Genomic DNA, 18,544 nt, shown 5'->3' with positions numbered 1-18,544 from the left:
CTTTAAATACTCCCGCCTAAACAGAGCCCGGTGATAGCATGAGAAACACGATTGTGTTAGTAAGGACCGACAACTTTCAGAAGGCCAGCATAGCCCTTGCGGACCTCGTCCGCTACGGTGGTATGAAGATACGCGGCGATCCCAGGATAATACCGCCTGCACTGTCGGACTGGGCTTTTGAAAAGATAAGCGGCGAGAAGCCGAGGAGGCGCTTCAGGGCCCACGTGATTGCCCAGATAGACCTCCCACCGGCAAAGGCGATCGGCAGGCTCATGGACATCCATCCACCAGCGCACGTTCTCGTGATCCCACCGGATACCGAAGTCTGGGAGGAGCTGATGCGCCTCTGGGGGAGCTTCGAGAAGCTGCGTGGGTTCCACCCGCCAAAGAGAACCAAAGCGGAGGAGCTCAGGAAGAAGAGGGAGGAAGAGGAAGGGCTGGAGGAGTTCTAACCACATCCTTGACTTCCCATGACCTTGTTGAGAACTTTTATAAAATTCCTGTTTGGTTGGGAGGAATTCCCATTTTTTAGATATTCCAAGTCGTAGGCAACGACGTAAAGCTTAGTCCCGTCAAAGAACTCAAATTCCAGGCGTTTGTTCGCCTGTCGTATTCCTCACATAGTTTGTTGCAAGCCAAGTCTTTCCAGTTCCAGGAGGTCCATAGAGGATGACCTGACCTTTTCCTTCGATTTGTTCTTTTCCGACAAGAAGAGTCTCAAGCTTAGACAGTATCTCTTTGCTTTTTATGCAAGCTTCCTTTTTACCCATTGTTATCACCCCCATATCACCTTTCCAACTTTGTCCAGCGTTTTCCGTATCGCCCTCCAATAAATCAAATCCTTCTCATCCCGTATCTTCTCTTCATTCACAAGATAAGCCCCCTCAGGCGTCTGAAGGATCAATTTCTGCTCCAAAAGTTCCCGCAGAGTCTCATCCAGAGATTTCCATGGTTTGATGATGCTGGAGAACATCTCTTCATCAACATAGTACAGCTCCCCTAGAAATATCTCAAGGTCCTCCCTAGTGACACCCTCTTCCTTTCCTTGGACATGCTGGATATAGTAGATGATGTTTAGAAGCAAAAATCTCCGCCGGCCTGCTCGGAGCCAGTCTTCCCAGTGCTCTGGATGGTTTTCGGGATGTTCTATGCAATCACGGATGTATTTAATAATCCGAGACATATCCCGTTTCGGAGGGTTCCCCATTTTTCAGACCTCCAAGCTGTCCCCGTTTTGTAAAACAACGACCTTTTCATCCCAATGTTCAACAAACCATCCCGGCTGTTCGGTGTGAACTGGGATTATGTAATCCGGGTCTATCTCATCAATTACTCTCATCAATTCTTCCCTTGATACATGGCCTGAGGCGTGAAGACCTTTTTCAAAAACAGGCTTCCCGTTACTGTTCAGTCGGAATCCGTAAACATCGAAACCGAAATACTGGAGCCAGTTCCAAAGCCTCAGAAAACTGAACTCCTGCTCCTCGCCAAAAGCCTCGCTGGAGGAGTAAATATAGACCCCGCCCTTTGGATTTACGTCTAACAGGTGCGGGAGGTCGTAGAATGAGAAGCATAGGACATAATTATCGGGATTACGCTGCAATTCCTCAGGAGGAACCTTTAGCTCCTCATAGCGTTCCATGATCCACTGTTCCCAGCCACGCAAGGATGACCTTGAATTCTCATATATGCCCACATTGTCGAGATACCCCTTACCGGTTGCAAGTTCGAGGGCGTAGAGAAAATACGCATCCTTCGAAGTTATGACAAGCTCACGGCCGACTTCTCTGGCGATTCTTTTAAAGGTCTCAAGTCTTTCAAAATTTCTTGCGGAGAAGTCTGCAATAACAAGCCCTTTTGCCTCCTCGGTAATCTTCTTGGCGTTTAGATAAACCTCCCTCTCGGAAACGTTTCCTTCCTCATCACGTCCAACTCTAGTGCCCTCAGTAATCAAGATGCTGGCTCTTTTGGCAGCTTTAATGAATTCCTTCGTAGCGTCTGCGTTACCACCGTGGAATCTGAAATCTCCTGTGTATGCAACGCTTGTATCTCCATTCACAATGTAGCCTGTCGCACCCAGGATAGAGTGATCAACTGAATAAGCCTCAATTTCAAATCCAACCTCCGTAGCAGAAAGCTCATCTATCTTGCCCTTTTCTATGGGCTTCACCCGTTTACCTAAATCCTCTTCAACACGCTTCTGAAGGAACTCAATAGATTCATGGTTTGGACTTTCTGTCAGGAACAAGGGGCGCCATTTATACGTTTTCGTCTTTTTAGATTCAAGAACTGCGGGATTTCCCTGTTTTGGCTGCTTTGGAGAGTAATAAGGTATTCCCATACCGAGGTGGGATCCATGACCGGTGTCTCTAAGGGCTTTCAGGATCACCATAGTAACCAAAGAACCTACCATTGGGATGCCCTCATGCAGAATGGCAACGTTGCCAACGTGATCGAGATGAGCATGGCTTATGAGAACAGCATTTATAGGAATCCGGTTGTATGTTGAGATTTCGGCTTTGAGGTCATTGGGCAACAGATCGCTTCTGTATATGTTGAGCTTCGGAATTAATCCGAGCCTCCAGAGGTCATAGATTCCCCTTGATGGCCTTTCGCCTACGAAGTCTTGGTAGTAGAGAGAATATCTAGCGAAATTCATTCCAAAGTCAAGGAAAAGACCGTTATCATTTTCCAATATGTGAATTTTATTTCCACCAATACTGCCGGCGCCATCGTAGACTGTTATCCTCATTAATTCCACCCACCACATCTAGAATTTACATTTATTCAGGACTTAAAGTAAATAAATGTTATGGATATGCAAGAAAAAGTGCACAAAAATTAGTGTAATTTACCAGCATGGCCAGGGAAGTAAAAGAGAAACTGTGGTCACTTCTTCTTCCGCTTCCGTATCCTGATGTTCGCTATGTCCCCGAGCGTCGGCTCGTAGTCCCTCGGGATGGTCTTCTTCTCAAGGAGCTCCTCGCCACCCGTCTCAATGAGCTCTATCTTGAAGTACTTTTCCAGCTTCCTGGCCTCCTTTATCGTCGGCTCGCGGTAGCCGTGGGCTATTGCTCTCAAATCGTTCATCGAAAGGCCTATCTCGTGGGAAAGCTCCTCGTAACTCTTCCCCGAGCGCTGTATCGCCCGGTAAACCCTCTCTGCGTAGTCCTCCACGATCTCCTCCGTGTAGAGCGGCCTCTCGGTTCTTGGTTTGGACGGCCTCGGCCTTGAGGTCGGCCTGGAATAGGTTCTCCTGACGGGCTGTCTGCCGGTGGGCATTATGCTGAAGGTTCCGGGCTTTTTACCGCCGTATTTCGAGTAACACCTGTCGCAGACGAGAACCTCAGCACCCTCAATCCTCACCCTGTGTCCCGGTCCCCTGATTGGAGCGCCACATATCTCGCAGTACTTGGGCTTGGCCTTCCCCATCTCAACCACCTTCTTCATTCAGGGAAAGCTCGGAGTTAGCCTTTTTAAACCCCACGATGGAGCTTATAACGATGAGCGCGGTGAGGATTGAGAGACTCAAGGAACTTGACCAGGAAACGCTGGAGAGGCTCATTGAAATCTACATGAGGGGATACGAGGACATGCGCGAGTACGGCGGTGAAGGGGAGAGCTACGCGAAGCGCTACCTCAGGTGGTGCTGGGACAAGGCAAAGGACGGCTTTTTCATCGCGAAGGTCGGTGATGAGATAGCGGGCTTTATAGTCTGCGACAACGACTGGTACAGCAAGTACGAAGGCAGAACCGTTGGGGCGATTCACGAGTTTGTGGTAGACAAGCGGTTCCAGGGGCATGGAATAGGCCACAGGCTCATGGAGAAATGCTTGGAGTACCTGGGGGAGCACAATGACAGAATAGAGCTGTGGGTCGGGGAGAAGAACGAAAAGGCCATCAGGTTCTACGAGGATTACGGGTTCAAACGCGTTGGTCAGAGCGGAATATGGGTGCGTATGGTTAAAGACCTGCGAAGGGATGACATACCCCGAGAAAAAGGGAAGTAGGTGGTTGAATGTCGTGCATAAAACCGCCCGAGCCCGAGAAGGTGAGAAAATTGAAGGAAGAAAGTTTCATACGCGAAGGTAAAGGCAGGTTGAGGGTCGTTATAGAGAGCGAGGGGGAGCGGATTGAGACCACCATGAACGGCTCCCTGAAGAGTGTCAGCGAGATAGCGGAGATGCTGGGCGTCGAGGCTAGGGACGGAAAAATAGACGCCGTCGTCGACGGGGTGAAGATCAACGCCGAGCGCGGAAAGCTGGAGATGGAGTTCGAGAACGGGGACAGGCTGAGGATTGAGAAGGCCTGAGCCACGTTAAGTATAAAAAGGAAGCAGAAAAAGGCCTCATTTCACCGGTGGCCTGAACTTGTAGCCGTAGAGGATTATTCCGTCCTCCTCGAACTCCTTTATCTTCTTGGTGACGACCTCGACCTCCATTCCGAAGTCTATCTCCTCAGGGTCCACGTCGGTGAGCTGGGCAAGGACGATGGGCCCCTCTTCGAGCTCTATCAGTGCCAGCGGGAAGGGCTTGTAGTACTCGAAGCCGCTCGGCGGGTTTCTGACTATCGTCCAGCTGATGACCTTGCCCTTTCCGCTCAGCTCGATTTCCTCGACGTTCCTTGAGCCGCAGACCGGACAGACCGGCCTCTTCGGAAAGTGGACGTGTCCGTTCTCGCACTTACCACCTATGAGCCTGTACTTCTCACGGAAGTGTCTCCAGTAGCGAGAAACCTGCATGGGACGGGCCATCTTCACACCCTCCTGAATATGCTAACGGTTATGTTTGAACCGGTCCCGCCTATGTTCTGGGTCAGGCCGATTTCCGCATCGGGCACCTGGCTCGGCGCCTCGCCGCGGAGCTGGAGCACCGCCTCGACCGTCTGGTAGACTCCAGTGGCACCGACGGGGTGTCCTCTAGCCTTGAGCCCGCCCATGGTCTGTATGGGGTAGTCGGCATCGATGGCTATCTGTCCCTCCTTCGCCAGCTTGGCCCCCTCTCCCTTCTTGGCGGCGCCGAGGGCTTCGAGGCTGAGTGCCGCCATGACAGTGAAAGCATCGTGAACCTCGAAGAAGTCAATGTCTTTCGGCTCGACGCCCGCCATCTTGTAGGCCCTCTCGGCGGCCACTTTGGCGGCCTTGAGGGTGAGTAAATCCTCTCTGCTGGCGAGGCTTATGGTGTCTATGGCGCGCCCCATTCCGGCAACCTCGACCCACTTCTCCTTCGGAACGCCAAGCTCCTTGGCCTTCTCGGGTGTGGTAATTATCACGGACGCGGCACCGTCGCAGACGGGAGATGCATCGAAGAGCTTGAGCGGGTCCGCCACGTAGGGGCTCTTGAGGACGGTCTCGACCTTAATCGGGCGCTTGAACATTGCGTAGGGGTTCTTAGCACCGTTGGCGTGGGCGTTGACGGCGAACAAAGCGAGGTCCTCCTCGGTGTAGCCGTAGGTCTTCATGTAGTAGCGCATGACGAGTGCGTTGAGAGCGACAAAGCTCGCCCCGTGGAAGAGCTCCCACTCAGCATCTGCCGCGTAGGCAAGGTATCTGGTGGCGTCGCTCGGCCATGCGTCGGTCATCTTCTCGACGCCAACGACCGCGACGACGTCCTCAAGGCCGCTCATGACGGCCTTAACCCCTTCCTGAACCGCGGCACCTCCGCTCGCACAGGCTGCCTCTATCTTGACGGCTGGTATGTTCCCGAGGCCCGCCCAGTCCGCTATGAGGGCTCCGAGGTTCTCCTGTTCAACGAAGGGGCCGGAAATCATGTTTCCGACGTAGAGGGAGTCGACCTTATCTATTCCAGCGTCTTCCATCGCGTTAAAAATGGCCTCGACGGCGAGATCCCTAAGCCCGAGCTTCCAGTGTTCTCCGACGGGGGTCATGCCGGCACCGATTATAACGGCCTTTCTCATCTCAACCACCTCACATGATGAACTTTCTCCTCGCCTTCGCGTAGAGGGCGTAGTCTATGTACTTCTTCCTGTTAACGTAGTCCATGGTCTTCGGCGCAAGGTCGCGCTTCTCCTCAATGGCGTCCTGGACCACGAGGCTGAAGGCGTCGCTTCCCGCGCCGCTTCCAAAGCTTACCCACAGTATCCTGTCCCCGGGCTTGGCTATGTCCAGAACTGCCGAGACGCCGACCATCGTTGCACCGCTGTATGTGTTGCCGATTATCCCCGTGAGCAGTCCGGGGAGAACTTTTTCCTTCGGGATTCCGAGTATCTTGGCTGCCGTGAGCGGGAACTTGACGTTGGGCTGGTGGAAGACCGCGTAGTCGAAGTCGTTGACGGTCAAGCCGAGCTCCTCCATGAGCGTCTTGGCGGCGTTGATTATGTGGTGGAAGTAGGCGGGCTCACCGGTGAACCTGTTCCCGTGCCTCGGGTAGTGCTCGTGCTGGCGCCTCCAGAAGTCGGGCGTGTCTGTGACGTAGGAGTAGCTGCCCTCAAAGTAGGCGACGGTATCGGAGCTCTTGGGGCCGACTATGAAGGCCGCGCCTCCAGCGCCGGCGGTGAACTCAAGGTGGTCGCCGGGCCTGCCCTGGGCCGTGTCCGCACCGATGGCCATGGCGTAGTCAGCCATCTCTGAGCCGACGAAGCCTATTGCAGTCTGAAGCGCCTCGGTCCCGGCCTTACACGCGAACTCAAAGTCCGCCGTGCTGACGTCCGGGGTCGCGCCTATCGCCTCGGCAATGACCGTGCCGGTCGGCTTAACGGCGTATGGCTTGCTCTCGCTTCCGAACCAGACGGCGCGGATAAGCTTCGGGTCTATCCCTGCCCTCTTAAGGGCGTTTCTCGCCGCTTCAATCCCTATGGTGAGTGCGTCCTCGTCAAGGCCGGGGACTGCCTTCTCCTGTATTGGGAAGCTCGAAACCCCCCAAACGCGCCCTATCTCTTCCGCCTTGATTCTATACATCGGGACGTAGGCACCGTAGCCGACAATGCCGACTTCGCGCCTCGGCTTCAGGAGCTTTTTCATGGTGCATCACCCACAAAAGCTGAACGTAACTTCGGCTAAGGTTGAGGGGCGCGTTATAAAAGTCTTTCGGTGAAAGTAAAAGCCCCTTTCGACGATCGGCTATACCGATGTATATAAAGGTTGACGGCAACACTTTACCCGGGTGAATCCGAATGAAGTACGAGATAAGGCACAGGCCGAGCTTCTCCCTGCTTGAGGTGGAGCTTGAGAGGGGCGAGGCCATACAGGCGGAGTCCGGGGCTATGGTTCACATGAGCCCCACGATAAAGCTCGAAACCAAGGCAAAGGGGGGCATTTTTGGAGCTTTAAAGCGTTCGGTGCTCGGTGGAGAGAGCTTTTTCATAAACACCTTCAGGGCTGAAGATGGTCCCGGAACCGTTGGGCTGGCGCCAGCGTATCCCGGCGACATCGAGGTCTTTGAACTGGACGGGACGCTCTACGCCCAGAGCGGTGCTTTCCTGGCCAGCTCGGAGGGGATAAGCATCGACACCAAGTGGGGCGGTGCGAAGACCTTCTTTGGACGGGAGGGTCTGTTCCTCCTCAAGATGACGGGAAGGGGGCTCGTGTTCCTTTCTAGCTTTGGGGCAATATACAAGAAGGAGCTCCACAACGAGCGCTTCGTGATAGACACCGGCCACATGGTGGCCTTCAGCGAGGGGCTGGACTTCCGGGTGAAGAGGGTTGGCGGGCTCAAGAGCACGCTCTTCAGCGGTGAGGGGCTCGTTGCCGAGTTCTATGGGACTGGGACACTCTACATCCAGACGCGCAGTGTGGACAGCTTCATAGGCTGGATAATCCCGTACCTGCCGATAAAGAGGGAATGAAAAACAGAGGTTTTTTTCACTTCTTTCTAACCACGAAGAGCGTGTGGTCCTTCTCGTAGGGCTCAAGCGAAAGCCTCTCGACGACCTCGAAGTAGGTCGCAAGCTCCTTCTCGACCTCCTTGAAGACCTGCTCCGGCTCCTTGGTGACGTCAATGCTCCTGCTCTTGACGGATATCATTCCGTAGCCGCCGCTCTTGAGGTAAACCTTGGCGTTGTCGATGAGTATCTTCGCCTGTGTTGGCTGGGCGACGTCCTCGAAGATGACGTCCACCTTGGGAACCAGCGCGCGATAGCCCTCTGGCTTCGTTGCATCGCCAAGTATCGGGACTATGTTCCTTCTTTCCTCGACTATTGGAACGAGCTCCCTGAGGACGCGTGGAGAGAACTCCACTCCAAAGACCTTGCCCTCCCAGCCGACTATGTCGCTGACGTGGGAAGCGGTCGTTCCGCTCGCCACACCGAGGTAGAGCACGGTTGAGCCCGGCTTAATCGGGAAGTGCTTGAGGCCGTTCAGTATGGCCGCGCCGAGCTTGGAGCGCCTCGGGTTCCAGACCCTGTACTCCTCGCCCTCAAACTTGATCAGCCTCTCGCCGTAGACCTTCTGGCCGGGGACGAGGTTCTTGGTGGCTATCTTCTCGCTCCCGTCCTCATCGATGAAGACGTAAACGCCCGGGAACTTGTGCTTCTTAATCCTCATCTACCTCACCTCTTGCCTTTCTTCTTTTTCTTTCCGCCTTTCTCGCCCTTCTTACCCTTTCCTGCCTTTTCCTTCTTCTTTCCACCGAAGCCCTTGCCCTTCTTCTCCTTGCCCTTGAACTTCTTCTTTTTCTTCTTTTCCGGCTTGGCCTTCCTCTTAGGCGGGTTCGGATACTTCTGCTTTATCTCCTGGATGCGCTGCTCTATCTCCTGCTTCAGCTCCTCGGCTATGTACTCGCCGGAGAAGTAGTCGACTCTGGCAGCTATGGCGAGCTTTCCGGCCAAGGCTCTCGCTATCTTACCCCTCTGCCACCATGGTGAGCGGTTTATGGCTGGATACTGGAAGATGACGCCGTGCTTTGGAGGTTTAGCACCGCTCCTCAGGTGCCTGAAGAGGGCCTTCTCGGCACCGAGGACCTGTATGGTTGAGGCGGGCATCATGGCGAGCTCCTTGAGCCCACCGGCGAGGCTGAGGAGCCTTGCACCGAGCTTGGCGCCGACGAGGGCCTTGAGGTTCGGAGCGACCTCATCCATTGCCATCTCGAGATAGTCCTCTATCTGCTCCCTGAGCTTGTAGAGGTCGCTTATCTCGCTCGCGAGCTTCATTATGATGTCCGCGTCGAACTTTCCGAGCGGAGCACCCATCGAGGTTTCCGCCGCCCTCATAATCTTCTCAATCTTGCCCTCGGGAAGGCCAAGGCTCTTGAGCTTCTCCTCGCTCACGTTCTCCCTCGGGCCGACTGCCTTGACGAAGGCAACGTACTGCTGGTGCTTGGGTAGTATCTCGTCAAGCTCCGGGAAGTGCAGGCTGTACCACTCCCTGAGGCGTGAAACCAGCAGGTTGATGACCTTGTCGATGTCGTCAAGGGACTCGATGGCCTGGATTATCATCTTGTCTCTGGCACCGCTCTGCTCCTGTATGCGGAGCCTGGTCAGGGCAACACCGACGTTGAAGTACTCGTCAAACCAGTTCTCGCCGAGGAACTCCTCCGGGCTTGAGCGGAGCTTCTCACCGGCTATGTTTGGAAACTCCGCCGTGGCGTTGTAGCCGAGCTCTTTCAGCGCCCTTCCGAGCTCGGAGTCCTCCACCACGAACTCGTCGTAGCCCCTCTCCTTGAGTTCGTCAAGGAAAGAAACCAGCTCGTCACTTGGCTCGCCCTTTAAAAGCCTGTCAAGGCTCGCTTCCGGCCTTCCAGAGAAAACCTTCTGATCAATGAGATTACCGCTCTCGTCAAAGGCGTATATGCCCCTGACGTTCTCGGCAAGGTACGCTTTCATCATCATCACCTTCTCAGTTTTTGTCTCCGAAGTATAAAAGGGCTACCCCTTTTAAGTCCTATCGGTAGAACAGCGTGAGAGAAAAGAAAAAAGCCCTCAGTCCTCCCAGGGCTCGGTGTACTTGAGGGCCCAGCCGAACTCCTCCTTGAGGATGTCGATGGCCGCGCTCGGCGGGATTATGCCGCGCTCGGTTATGATGACGTCGATGTACTCCGGGGGAGTAACGTCGAACGCTGGATTCCAGACCTCTATGTTCTTCGGCCAGGTTTCAAGTTCCTCCTTCGGAATCACCTCGTAGGGGTCGCGCATCTCTATCTCAACCAGCTGGCCGAGCATGGTCTCCGGGTGGAACTTGTAGGTCTCGGCAGCGATCATAGTCCAAATCCTGTGCTCCTTTGCGGTGAGGGCTATGAGAGCCGTTCCAATCTTGTTTATAACCGCACCGTTGACCGTTATGCTGTCCGCGCCCATGACGACCTTGTCCGTCATCTTCATGTAGTGCCTGGCCGCCGAGTCAACGACGTAGATGACCGGAATGCCGTAGCTTGCGAGCTCCTTCGCGGTGAGCTTGCCCTGCCACTTGGGCCTTGTCTCAGTAACGATGACCTTTATGTCCTTGCCCTGCTCCCAGGCAGTTTTCATGACGCTTATAGCAGCCTTGCTGTGGCAGTGCGTCATTATAACGTCTCCGTCTTCGATGCGCTTGGCGCCCATCTCGCCTATCCTCTCGATAGCCTTCTCGGAGTTGTGGATGAACTCCTTGGCCGCGTTTATGACTATGAACTTCAGCTGGTCAAGGTCGGCACCGCCGGCGTATGCTACTTTCCCGCGGTGCATGACGTAGCGGAGCGCGTTTGGAAGGGAAACTGCCGTCGGCCTTGTCTCGTAGAGTATCTTTGCCGCCTGCTTCATCTCCTTCCAGAACTCATCAACGTCCGTCGCTCTGCTCTTCTCGGCCTGTATCTGGAGGGCGTACGCTGCGGAACGGGCGATTTTGCCAGCGCCCCTTATCTTCATATCCCTAATCTCATCTGCAATTTCAAGCACTTCCTTCACTACCGGCATCTCCGTTCACCCCCTCTGGTAACCCCCATTTATGGCGGGAGGGTTTATAGAACTTTTCGTGTTCACCAGTGCCCCCTGCTGTTCGTTGATGTTCTTAAAAATACTTTCTCCCCCACTTTTACGTTTGTAAATGGCTCTAACGACCATTGCAGAAAGATTTATAACCAATCGCCGCTAAACCTACGTGTATAGACCTGGGGACGTGTTCAAAAGTGTACATTAAATGGGGGGAACGGAAGTGGAGGAAAAGCTTATGCGCAAACTGAGTTCTGGTTCACTGGATTTTGAGGTGTACTTCTCAGACAAGGCCAGAGAAATGAAGGCGTCCGAGATCAGGGAGCTCCTCAAGCTCGTTGAGACGGGGGATGTGATTTCCCTTGCGGGAGGCCTCCCGGCCCCTGAAACGTTTCCCGTTGAGATAATAAAGGATATTGCCGCCGAAGTGCTCACCCACCACGCAGACAAAGCTCTGCAGTACGGAACCACAAAGGGCTTCACCCCGCTCCGCCTTGCCCTCGCGAAGTGGATGGAAAACCGCTACGGCATCCCGACCAGCAAAGTCGAGATAATGATGGTCGCGGGGAGCCAGCAGGCACTCGACCTTATCGGGAGGACATTCATCAACAGGGGCGACATAGTGATAGTCGAGGGGCCGACTTACCTCGCCGCACTCAACGCCTTCAAGTACTATGAACCTGAATTCATCAGCATCCCCATGGACGATGAGGGTATGAGGGTGGATCTTCTTGAGGAGAAGCTGGAGGAGCTGAGGAGGCAGGGGAAGAGGATCAAGTTCGTCTACACCGTATCGACCTTCCAGAACCCCGCTGGCGTCACGATGAGCCTTGAGAGGAGGAAGAGGCTCATTGAGCTTGCCGATGAATACGACTTCCTCATCGTTGAGGACAGTCCCTACAGCGAGCTCCGCTACTCCGGTGAGCCGATACCGCCGATAAAGCACTTCGACGACGAGGGGAGGGTTATCTACCTCGGAACCTTTTCGAAGATACTCGCCCCCGGCTTCCGCCTTGGCTGGATAGCGGCACACCCGCACTTCATAAGGAAGATAGAGATCGCCAAGCAGGCCGTTGACCTCTGTGCCAACACCCTCAGTCAGGTCATAGCCTGGAAGTACGTTGAGGACGGCCACCTCGACAGGCACATCCCGAAGATAATCGAGTTCTACAAGCCGCGTAGGGACGCAATGCTGGAGGCGCTTGAGGAGTACATGCCCGAAGGTGTCAGATGGACGAAGCCCGATGGGGGAATGTTCATCTGGGTCACCCTGCCGGAGGGCATAGACACAAAGCTGATGGCGGAGAAGGCCATAAGGAAGGGCGTCGCCTACGTCCCAGGTGAGGCGTTCTTCGCCCACCGCGACGTCAAGAACACCATGAGGCTCAACTTCACGTACGTGCCTGAGGACGTCATCCACGACGGCGTCAAGAGGCTTGCTGGGGTTATAGAGGAAGAAATCCGGGCGCTCCGGAAGTGACCTCTGCAGTTTTCCGCAAACCTTTTTTACATCTTCCCTTCCCACCTTGTATAAGGTGGTAAACCATGCCCCCACTGATAGGTATCATAGGTCAGGTGGATCCCTTGAGCGGACGGCTGTTTGTTGACGGCACCCATCTGAGGATAATCAGCTCGATAGGCGGAATACCCGTAGTGTTCGGGCTGAACCAGCCCCCGTATGATGTTGTTACCAACGTTGATGGGGTTCTCCTCATCGATGGCCCCGATGTCCACCCCTACTTCTATGGGGAAGACCCTTCGAACAGCCTGAGGGCCGTCGATACTGAGAGGGACGACTTCGAGGTGAAGCTCGTCAAGCTGGCGGTGAAGGCCGGACTGCCCCTGCTCGGGATGGGCAGGGGTATGCACGTGATAAACGTGGCCCTGGGCGGCACCCTGTACCAGGATCTCGGCGTCATACCCAAAGCCGTAAAGCATGACTGGGATCCCGCAACCACCAACCCCCGTCAGAGAGTCCACCAGGTAAGGATAAAGACGAGCTCCAAACTCTACGAGATCCTGAGACAGGAAATCAACGTTGAGAGCACCAACGAAGTTTACATAGGGGTCAACAGCTTCCACCACCAGGCGGTTAAGCGTGTGGGGGAGGGGATAAAGCCTGTGGCGTATTCCGTGGACGGCCTTATCGAGGCAGTTGAGGGCACAGAGGGGTTTATCCTCGGCGTCCAGTGGCGGCCGGAGTATCTTCCGGAGATGAAGAGGCTCTACGAGGCGTTTATCAAGGCCGCCGCGGAGTACAGGGTGCAGAGAAGAGAGCTTGAGAGGGCAGAGATAGAGGCGGAGATCCGGGAGGAGCTCACGGGGGGACTAGATGAGACCCGTCGCAGCTCGGAAACGAACGGTAGCCTTCCCGACACGAACCAAACGTGATCCCCCTTTCCAGAATCTTTCTCTCCGCTTCCCTTAAGATCTCAAACCTCAGCTCGCGCGGCAGGTAGTAATATCCGCCTATCCTCTCACCCCTCTCGTATAGCGGCCAGAGTTTTTCCATCAGCTCCGGGAACTTGGCGGACATGCGCCTCTTTGAGTCTGGCCGGAGCTTGAGAGTCGAAACCGTTATGTGGTCAACAAAATCCAGCGCGTCGAGCGTCTCATCGAAGTCTTCCCACGTGTAGAATGGGATTATCGGGTCTATGCGGGCATAAACGGGGATGCCCGCCTCTTTCGCTTTCCTGAGCGCCCGGATTCTGGCCATCGGCGACAGCGCGTTCGGTTCAAGGAGCTTTGCCTTCCTCTCGTTGACTGTCGTCACGGTTACACCAACGGCGCACTTCAGCTCGGCCAGGATGTCGAGATCGCGCTCAAATATGTCCGACTTCGTGAGGATCATGCACCTGACACCATAGCGCCTGAAGAGCTCCAGAACCTTCCGCGTTATGCCCAGCTCGCGCTCCACCGTTGGATACGGGTCGGAGGAGTATGAAAGGGCTACGATGTACCTCCTGTCGAACCTTCTGAGCTCTCTCTCCAGCTTCGGCAGAAGGCCCTCCTTAGTCCTCACCCGGAAGGCGTTGGGGATGTAGCTCGTTATGTAGCAGTAAACGCACGCGTGGTCGCAGCCAGTGTAGACGTTCAGCGTGTACTTAAAGGGGCAGGTGCAGAGCTTCGCCTTCCAGGGGTCAAAGGGTCGGATGTACATGTTTTACCCTACGAAAACCCCTTAAAAGGAATTGCGTCTTATCGAATGGGTGGAGCAAGTGGGGGACGAAATAAAGGGAAAGCTGAGGTGGACGGAAGGAGCCCAGTTCATTGGAAGGATAGAGGGTGAAAGTTGCGCGGTGGTTCTCGGGGAAGGAGGAATAAGCCCGATGAAGCTCCTTCTTCTCATCGTCGCCGGATGCACAGCCTATGATGTCGTCATGATACTCCAGAAGATGCGCGAGCCGATTAGAGGCCTGGAGGTCGAGATAAGCGGCGAGAGGCGCGAGGAGCACCCGAGAATTTACAGGAGGGTTCACATCCACTACAGGATTTACGGCGACGTGAGCAAGGAGAAGGCGAAGCGCGCCATAGAGCTGAGCCAGGACAAGTATTGCTCGGCCAGCGCGCACGTGAAGCTCAGCGGTGCCGAGGTCACGTACTCTTTTGAGATAATCCCCGATGAAAGCCGGGGGGATTAACTTTTTAACCCCATCTTTTCCTGCCGGTGCGGGTGGTCGCGTGATAGAGTATCTCAAATACTTCGTGCTGCTCTACGGTGGGCTGTTCGCGATAACCAACCCGGTCGGAGCCGTCCCTGTGTTTCTGAGTGTTACCCACGACCTGAGCTGGAAAGAGAGGCGCGAAATAGCGACAAAGACCGCACTGACGGTGGTGGTGACCCTCGTGGTCTTCGCCCTCATTGGGGAGTGGATATTCAAGTTCTTTGGTTCGAGTGTTGACGCCTTCGCGATAGCCGGTGGCATACTGCTTTTCAAGATGGCAATGGACATGCTCTCCGGAAGGCTCTCTACCGTGAAGATAAGCAAGGAGGAAACCGAAGAGTTCAGCGAGGACGTCGTCACCCTGGAGGAGGTCGCCATAATACCCCTCGCGATACCCCTTATCTCAGGCCCGGGAGCGATAACGACGGTCATGCTCTACATGGCCAAGAGCCGCGAGGTTTCCGAGAAGGCGACCGTCATAGCGAGCATCGTCGCGATAGGCCTCACTGTCTGGCTGATCCTTTGCTCCTCGAACAGGATACAGAAAAGGCTCGGAAGGGTGGGCATCAAAGTGCTGACGAGGATGATGGGTCTGATACTGACCTCTATGGCCGTGCAGATGATAATTAACGGGATCAAGGGGGCGTTTGGGCTCTGACATTTCTCTCTTGAAAGCCTCGCCCTTTGGGGCGGGGAGGAGGTTAGCGTCTATTTGGGGCCATAATCATCCTTTTAAACTCCCCTGCCTATTTTTTGATGGTGTCGAAAATGCGCGGCGACCTGATAAGGGTTCTCAGCTCTGTTGAGGAGAAGGCCAACGAGCTGAAGCTCGACGGCTACGAGCCGGACGTGGTTCTGCTTGGAAAGAAGGCCTACGAGTTCATAAGAGAGCAGGTGAACGAGGAGTTTGGCGACGAGGAGGAGGTCTTAGAGCTCTCCGGGCTGAGGGTGGAGGTTGTGGAGGAGCTTGAGGGGGACGCGGTGGTTGTAGACAGCAAAGCCCTCGGGCTCGGCCCCGGCGGCGCGAAGAGGTTTAAGGTCGTCCTATAACTCCCCATACCTTTCCGTTTCTGATTTCCATCCTGAGCCCCCTCAAAACGAGCAGGCTCAGCGAGACGGCCATTATATCAGCGAGACTGCCAGGATTCCTTAAATCACCTTTCTCTCGCATGAAGGCGTCGAACTCCTTTAGGGAGAGCTTTCCGTTGAGAACTTCCCTGGCTTTTCTCCTCACGAGATCGGCCTCTCTCCTTCCCGCCTTCCTCATTATGAGCGTGTCCTCCTTCTCAGCCAGGAGCTCAAGGAATGCCTCCACAACCGCGTCCTCAAGCGGGAGCTCCTTTATCAGATCGTAGAGCCTGCCAAAGGTGGAATAGCTCAGGTCGTAGCCGTTGAGCCACTCGCAGAAGATGAGCTCCCTTTCACAGCTCATCTCCGCCAGCCGGGCAAGGTTTATCCCGTCCTGGAAGAGCTCCCTGAAGGACTCGTCACTGTAAACGTCATACTTAACCCCGCTGGGGATTCCTTTGGGGTTGGCCACCCTTATCGCCCTGTAGAACTCCATGCTGTCCCTGACGGTGGACTCCTCTATCAGAAGCCTCGCCTTCTCCCGAGCGTCGAGCATGTTCCTGCCCAGAACCATTCCCATGATGAGCGGGACCGAGAGCGCTATAACTCCGAAGTTGGGATTCGAGTCCTGAGCCTCGCGCGAGGCCTGAACCGCGCGTTTTATCAGCTCCCCGATGCCGGCCTCACTGAAAGATAGGATGCCCTTTCGCAGGAGTTCAGCCGTCTTCACGGCCTCGTAGTAGACCCCGATGACTGCCGTATCAGCGAACAGGAAGTTGTAGAGGGTCAGATCCTCGAAGTCCCGGTAGCGGTTCACGTTGCCGGGCTTCGGAACCGTCGCCTCAATGAGGGGGCCGAGGATGAAGGCACGGACTATCTTAAAGCGCTCCATTCACACCACCAGATAGAGCAGCAGGTACAGGAGGTAGAGAACCAGAACCGCCTTCTTCGCCGCTTTTCTGAGCATCATGTAGAGCCCAAAGGCTATGAGCGTCACGCCCCAGAAGGCGTCCTTTATGTAGGGCGCATAGGGCTTCAGCGGCTCAATGAATGCGGGCTGGAACTCCCTCAGCAGGATGAGGAGGCCGAGGAAGACTAGGAGGGCACCGAGCCGCCTCATCTCAGTCACCCCTCATGAGGAGGATTATGCCAACAACCAGGAGGACGACCGCCAATAGCGTCCTGAAGTCCACTGCAGGCATGAAGGCCGGGATAAACGGTCCAGCCAGAAGGACTGCGCCGAGGACTATGAGGACGAGCGCTATCACCTTTGAGTCCTCACTGGCCGGGAAAACCTCCTCCAGCCGGGCACCTGTCTCGCGCATTATCTCATCGACCCTCTCGGACAGCGGCTTGTCGGCTTCGCCCTCTTCCTCAGGGATTATGAGCGCCGCGAGGAAGTAGAGCAGCGTCATAGCGACTGGGTTGAAGACGAGGAGAACGATGAATATGAGCCTCACAAGTGCGGGATCCACCTCAAGGTGCTCGGCCAGCCCCCCGAGGACGCCGAGGAGGACCCTGTCCTCCTTTGATCTTATCAGTTTCTTTACCATCTTATCCACCACACAAGAAAAAGGAAGCCGGCTTAAAAATCATTGCCCTATGGAGACGTCGCCAACAACGTCGGAAATCTTGATAATGATTGGTCTTCCCTCGCCGGAGTAGGTGTTCTCGACCTTTCCAAGGACGTCGTTGAGGGAAAGGCTGACAGTGTAATCATGGGGCACGTGTATTCTAATGTCGCCCACGACGTCGTTTATGGTAACGTCTCCCCCGGCATGAATCACAACGTCGCCAACCACGTCATCAACCCGGTACTCTGCCGGGGCGGCCCCCTTAAGGTCCCCGACGGTGTCCTCGATTAGGGCCTTCGTGACGTTTGCCCCTATGAAAACGTCTCCAACGGTGTTCCGAACCCACACATCGGTCAGTCCCGTCCCCACCTCTATGACGACCTTTCCGTTCCTGTAGTCCCCGCAGAGGTTGTGGGTGCTGATTCCAAACACGCTTCTCTTCTCTTCAACGAGACAGTAAACCGTCAGAAGGCCGTTCCGGTAAGTTGCGTTTACCGGGAGGTTGCTCTTAACGACCACTCCTTCAACTTCGGATGGAACCAGCTCAACGCTTCCTATCACATTTCTAACCACTATAGAGCCGGCGTGGAAGCGGCCAATTTCCTTAACCGGGCCTGCGTCCTCTTTGAATGGTCCCCCTTCGATGTGGATGTAGCCTCGAAATGCCAATGCTGTCACTACTATGCCAACAATAAGAAGGGCCAGAAAGATGCCGGCCAAGACCCCCAGGAGACCGGCCCGTCTCCTCACGAGTATCACCGGTGAAAATTTCATCATACACCGTATAAAGGTTACGCTGGATGGTTGGAGAGTGCCATCCTGCGGAGGTGAAAACAGGGTATTAAAAGAAATGGAATTACTTCAAAAGCTTAACAAACTCCCTCATCCAGGCGTAGAGGTCACCGGGGTGTCTTGAGCTGACCCAGTTGCCGTCAACCACTACCTCCTCGTTCACCCACTCGGCGCCGGCGTTTATGACGTCGTCCCTGATGGTTATGGTGCTCGTCCCTTTTCTGCCCCTCAGCACTCCCGCCGAGATGAGTATCTGCGGGCCGTGGCAGATGCTCGCCACCGGCTTCCCTTCCTCGAACATCTTCTTGGTTATGGCGACTGCCTTCTCGTTGAGCCTGACGATCTCCGGCGCCCTCCCGCCGGGGAGGACGAGCGCGTCGAAGTTGTCGGGGTCAATCTCGTCGAAGGCAAGGTCAACGTTGACCGAGTAGCCGTGCTTGCCCGTTATCTTGCCCCTCTGGAAGCTGGCGACGTAGACCTCGTGGCCCTCCTCCTTTATCCTGTGGAGGGGGTATATGAGCTCCAGGTCTTCAAAACCGTCCGCGCTCAGAAACAGCACCTTCATAAGCACACCTCCATGCTAACGTT

25 protein-coding genes are annotated in these 18,544 nt (G+C 55.0%); 9 read left to right on the top strand and 16 right to left on the bottom strand.

The window, feature by feature from the left end; translation table 11 throughout:
* Positions 1-38 precede the first annotated feature (38 nt).
* A complete protein-coding gene (locus E3E36_RS03340; RefSeq protein WP_167893954.1) occupies positions 39-452 on the top strand; it encodes a DUF356 domain-containing protein in 414 nt (137 codons plus the stop codon).
* 129 nt (positions 453-581) lie between these two features.
* On the opposite strand, the gene E3E36_RS03335 is transcribed toward E3E36_RS03340, so the two are convergent.
* The 4 genes from E3E36_RS03335 to E3E36_RS03320 form a co-directional block, all read right to left on the bottom strand.
* Entirely contained in the window at positions 582-770 is a 189-nt protein-coding gene (locus E3E36_RS03335) for an AAA family ATPase (RefSeq protein ID WP_167893953.1), read from the bottom strand.
* Positions 771-775: 5 nt separating this feature from the next.
* A complete protein-coding gene (locus E3E36_RS03330) occupies positions 776-1,207 on the bottom strand; it encodes a hypothetical protein (protein ID WP_167893952.1) in 432 nt (143 codons plus the stop codon).
* 3 nt (positions 1,208-1,210) lie between these two features.
* Entirely contained in the window at positions 1,211-2,752 is a 1,542-nt protein-coding gene (locus E3E36_RS03325; protein WP_167893951.1) for a ribonuclease J, read from the bottom strand.
* Between the two features lie 137 nt (positions 2,753-2,889).
* On the bottom strand, positions 2,890-3,432 hold the full coding sequence (locus E3E36_RS03320) for a multiprotein bridging factor aMBF1 (RefSeq protein ID WP_167894738.1): 543 nt from the start codon (positions 3,430-3,432) through the stop codon (positions 2,890-2,892).
* A gap of 71 nt (positions 3,433-3,503) precedes the next feature.
* On the opposite strand from E3E36_RS03320, the gene E3E36_RS03315 reads away from it, so the two are divergent.
* Together E3E36_RS03315 and E3E36_RS03310 are read left to right on the top strand one after the other, a co-directional pair.
* Entirely contained in the window at positions 3,504-4,010 is a 507-nt protein-coding gene (locus tag E3E36_RS03315; RefSeq protein ID WP_167893950.1) for a GNAT family N-acetyltransferase, read from the top strand.
* A gap of 8 nt (positions 4,011-4,018) precedes the next feature.
* A complete protein-coding gene (locus E3E36_RS03310) occupies positions 4,019-4,312 on the top strand; it encodes a hypothetical protein (RefSeq protein WP_167893949.1) in 294 nt (97 codons plus the stop codon).
* Positions 4,313-4,348: 36 nt separating this feature from the next.
* Here the strand turns inward: E3E36_RS03310 and E3E36_RS03305 are convergent, their stop codons facing one another.
* The 3 genes from E3E36_RS03305 to E3E36_RS03295 are packed head-to-tail and all read right to left on the bottom strand — an operon-like array spanning position 4,349 to position 6,979.
* Positions 4,349-4,753: a Zn-ribbon domain-containing OB-fold protein gene (locus E3E36_RS03305; protein ID WP_167893948.1), complete on the bottom strand. Its 405-nt coding sequence runs from the start codon at positions 4,751-4,753 to the stop codon at positions 4,349-4,351.
* Between the two features lie 2 nt (positions 4,754-4,755).
* Positions 4,756-5,916, bottom strand: coding sequence for a thiolase domain-containing protein (locus tag E3E36_RS03300; protein WP_167893947.1), 1,161 nt, complete (start codon positions 5,914-5,916; stop codon positions 4,756-4,758).
* A 10-nt stretch (positions 5,917-5,926) separates the two neighbouring features.
* The gene (locus tag E3E36_RS03295) at positions 5,927-6,979 is read right to left on the bottom strand and encodes a hydroxymethylglutaryl-CoA synthase (protein WP_167893946.1); all 1,053 of its coding nucleotides are present in this window, start codon (positions 6,977-6,979) and stop codon (positions 5,927-5,929) included.
* Positions 6,980-7,131: 152 nt separating this feature from the next.
* Here E3E36_RS03295 and E3E36_RS03290 point away from each other — a divergent pair, with 152 nt between their 5' ends.
* The gene (locus E3E36_RS03290) at positions 7,132-7,803 is read left to right on the top strand and encodes a TIGR00266 family protein (RefSeq protein WP_167893945.1); all 672 of its coding nucleotides are present in this window, start codon (positions 7,132-7,134) and stop codon (positions 7,801-7,803) included.
* A gap of 16 nt (positions 7,804-7,819) precedes the next feature.
* Here E3E36_RS03290 and E3E36_RS03285 read toward each other — a convergent pair whose 3' ends face one another.
* The 3 genes from E3E36_RS03285 to E3E36_RS03275 all read right to left on the bottom strand — a co-directional run bounded on the left by E3E36_RS03285 (position 7,820) and on the right by E3E36_RS03275 (position 10,842).
* Positions 7,820-8,500 carry a fibrillarin-like rRNA/tRNA 2'-O-methyltransferase gene (locus E3E36_RS03285; protein WP_167893944.1) on the bottom strand — a complete coding sequence of 227 codons (681 nt, stop codon included), beginning with the start codon at positions 8,498-8,500 and terminating at the stop codon, positions 7,820-7,822.
* Between the two features lie 5 nt (positions 8,501-8,505).
* On the bottom strand, positions 8,506-9,777 hold the full coding sequence (locus E3E36_RS03280) for a C/D box methylation guide ribonucleoprotein complex aNOP56 subunit (RefSeq protein WP_167894737.1): 1,272 nt from the start codon (positions 9,775-9,777) through the stop codon (positions 8,506-8,508).
* A 96-nt stretch (positions 9,778-9,873) separates the two neighbouring features.
* Positions 9,874-10,842: a ribose 1,5-bisphosphate isomerase gene (locus E3E36_RS03275; protein ID WP_167893943.1), complete on the bottom strand. Its 969-nt coding sequence runs from the start codon at positions 10,840-10,842 to the stop codon at positions 9,874-9,876.
* Positions 10,843-11,080: 238 nt separating this feature from the next.
* Here E3E36_RS03275 and E3E36_RS03270 point away from each other — a divergent pair, with 238 nt between their 5' ends.
* Together E3E36_RS03270 and E3E36_RS03265 are read left to right on the top strand one after the other, a co-directional pair.
* Positions 11,081-12,337: a PLP-dependent aminotransferase family protein gene (locus tag E3E36_RS03270; RefSeq protein ID WP_167893942.1), complete on the top strand. Its 1,257-nt coding sequence runs from the start codon at positions 11,081-11,083 to the stop codon at positions 12,335-12,337.
* 65 nt (positions 12,338-12,402) lie between these two features.
* Entirely contained in the window at positions 12,403-13,248 is an 846-nt protein-coding gene (locus E3E36_RS03265; RefSeq protein ID WP_167893941.1) for a gamma-glutamyl-gamma-aminobutyrate hydrolase family protein, read from the top strand.
* Here E3E36_RS03265 and E3E36_RS03260 read toward each other — a convergent pair.
* On the bottom strand, positions 13,175-14,017 hold the full coding sequence (locus E3E36_RS03260) for a radical SAM protein (RefSeq protein ID WP_167893940.1): 843 nt from the start codon (positions 14,015-14,017) through the stop codon (positions 13,175-13,177). The genes E3E36_RS03265 and E3E36_RS03260 overlap by 74 nt on opposite strands.
* A gap of 58 nt (positions 14,018-14,075) precedes the next feature.
* On the opposite strand from E3E36_RS03260, the gene E3E36_RS03255 reads away from it, so the two are divergent.
* From E3E36_RS03255 to E3E36_RS03245, 3 genes are all read left to right on the top strand, one after another.
* Positions 14,076-14,498, top strand: coding sequence for an OsmC family protein (locus E3E36_RS03255; RefSeq protein ID WP_167893939.1), 423 nt, complete (start codon positions 14,076-14,078; stop codon positions 14,496-14,498).
* A 40-nt stretch (positions 14,499-14,538) separates the two neighbouring features.
* Positions 14,539-15,180, top strand: coding sequence for a neutral amino acid NAAT transporter SnatA (gene snatA, locus E3E36_RS03250; protein ID WP_167893938.1), 642 nt, complete (start codon positions 14,539-14,541; stop codon positions 15,178-15,180).
* 110 nt (positions 15,181-15,290) lie between these two features.
* A complete protein-coding gene (locus tag E3E36_RS03245) occupies positions 15,291-15,572 on the top strand; it encodes a family 4A encapsulin nanocompartment shell protein (protein ID WP_167894736.1) in 282 nt (93 codons plus the stop codon).
* Here E3E36_RS03245 and E3E36_RS03240 read toward each other — a convergent pair.
* The 5 genes from E3E36_RS03240 to pfpI all read right to left on the bottom strand — a co-directional run bounded on the left by E3E36_RS03240 (position 15,556) and on the right by pfpI (position 18,521).
* Entirely contained in the window at positions 15,556-16,482 is a 927-nt protein-coding gene (locus E3E36_RS03240) for a triphosphoribosyl-dephospho-CoA synthase (RefSeq protein ID WP_167893937.1), read from the bottom strand. The genes E3E36_RS03245 and E3E36_RS03240 overlap by 17 nt on opposite strands.
* Positions 16,483-16,710 (bottom strand): hypothetical protein, encoded by a 228-nt coding sequence (locus E3E36_RS03235; protein ID WP_167893936.1) that lies wholly within the window; start codon positions 16,708-16,710, stop codon positions 16,483-16,485.
* Position 16,711: 1 nt separating this feature from the next.
* A complete protein-coding gene (locus E3E36_RS03230; RefSeq protein WP_167894735.1) occupies positions 16,712-17,143 on the bottom strand; it encodes a PspC domain-containing protein in 432 nt (143 codons plus the stop codon).
* Positions 17,144-17,182: 39 nt separating this feature from the next.
* Positions 17,183-17,923: a hypothetical protein gene (locus E3E36_RS03225; protein WP_167893935.1), complete on the bottom strand. Its 741-nt coding sequence runs from the start codon at positions 17,921-17,923 to the stop codon at positions 17,183-17,185.
* Positions 17,924-18,020: 97 nt separating this feature from the next.
* Positions 18,021-18,521 carry a deglycase PfpI gene (gene pfpI, locus E3E36_RS03220; RefSeq protein ID WP_167893934.1) on the bottom strand — a complete coding sequence of 167 codons (501 nt, stop codon included), beginning with the start codon at positions 18,519-18,521 and terminating at the stop codon, positions 18,021-18,023.
* Between the last annotated feature and the right edge of the window lie 23 nt (positions 18,522-18,544).

Origin of the sequence: Thermococcus sp. M36 (assembly GCF_012027355.1) — an archaeon.
Taxonomy (GTDB): Archaea; Methanobacteriota_B; Thermococci; order Thermococcales; family Thermococcaceae; genus Thermococcus.
The sequence above is the reverse complement of the archived record's forward strand: the minus strand, read 5'-3'. Positions and strand labels throughout refer to the sequence as shown.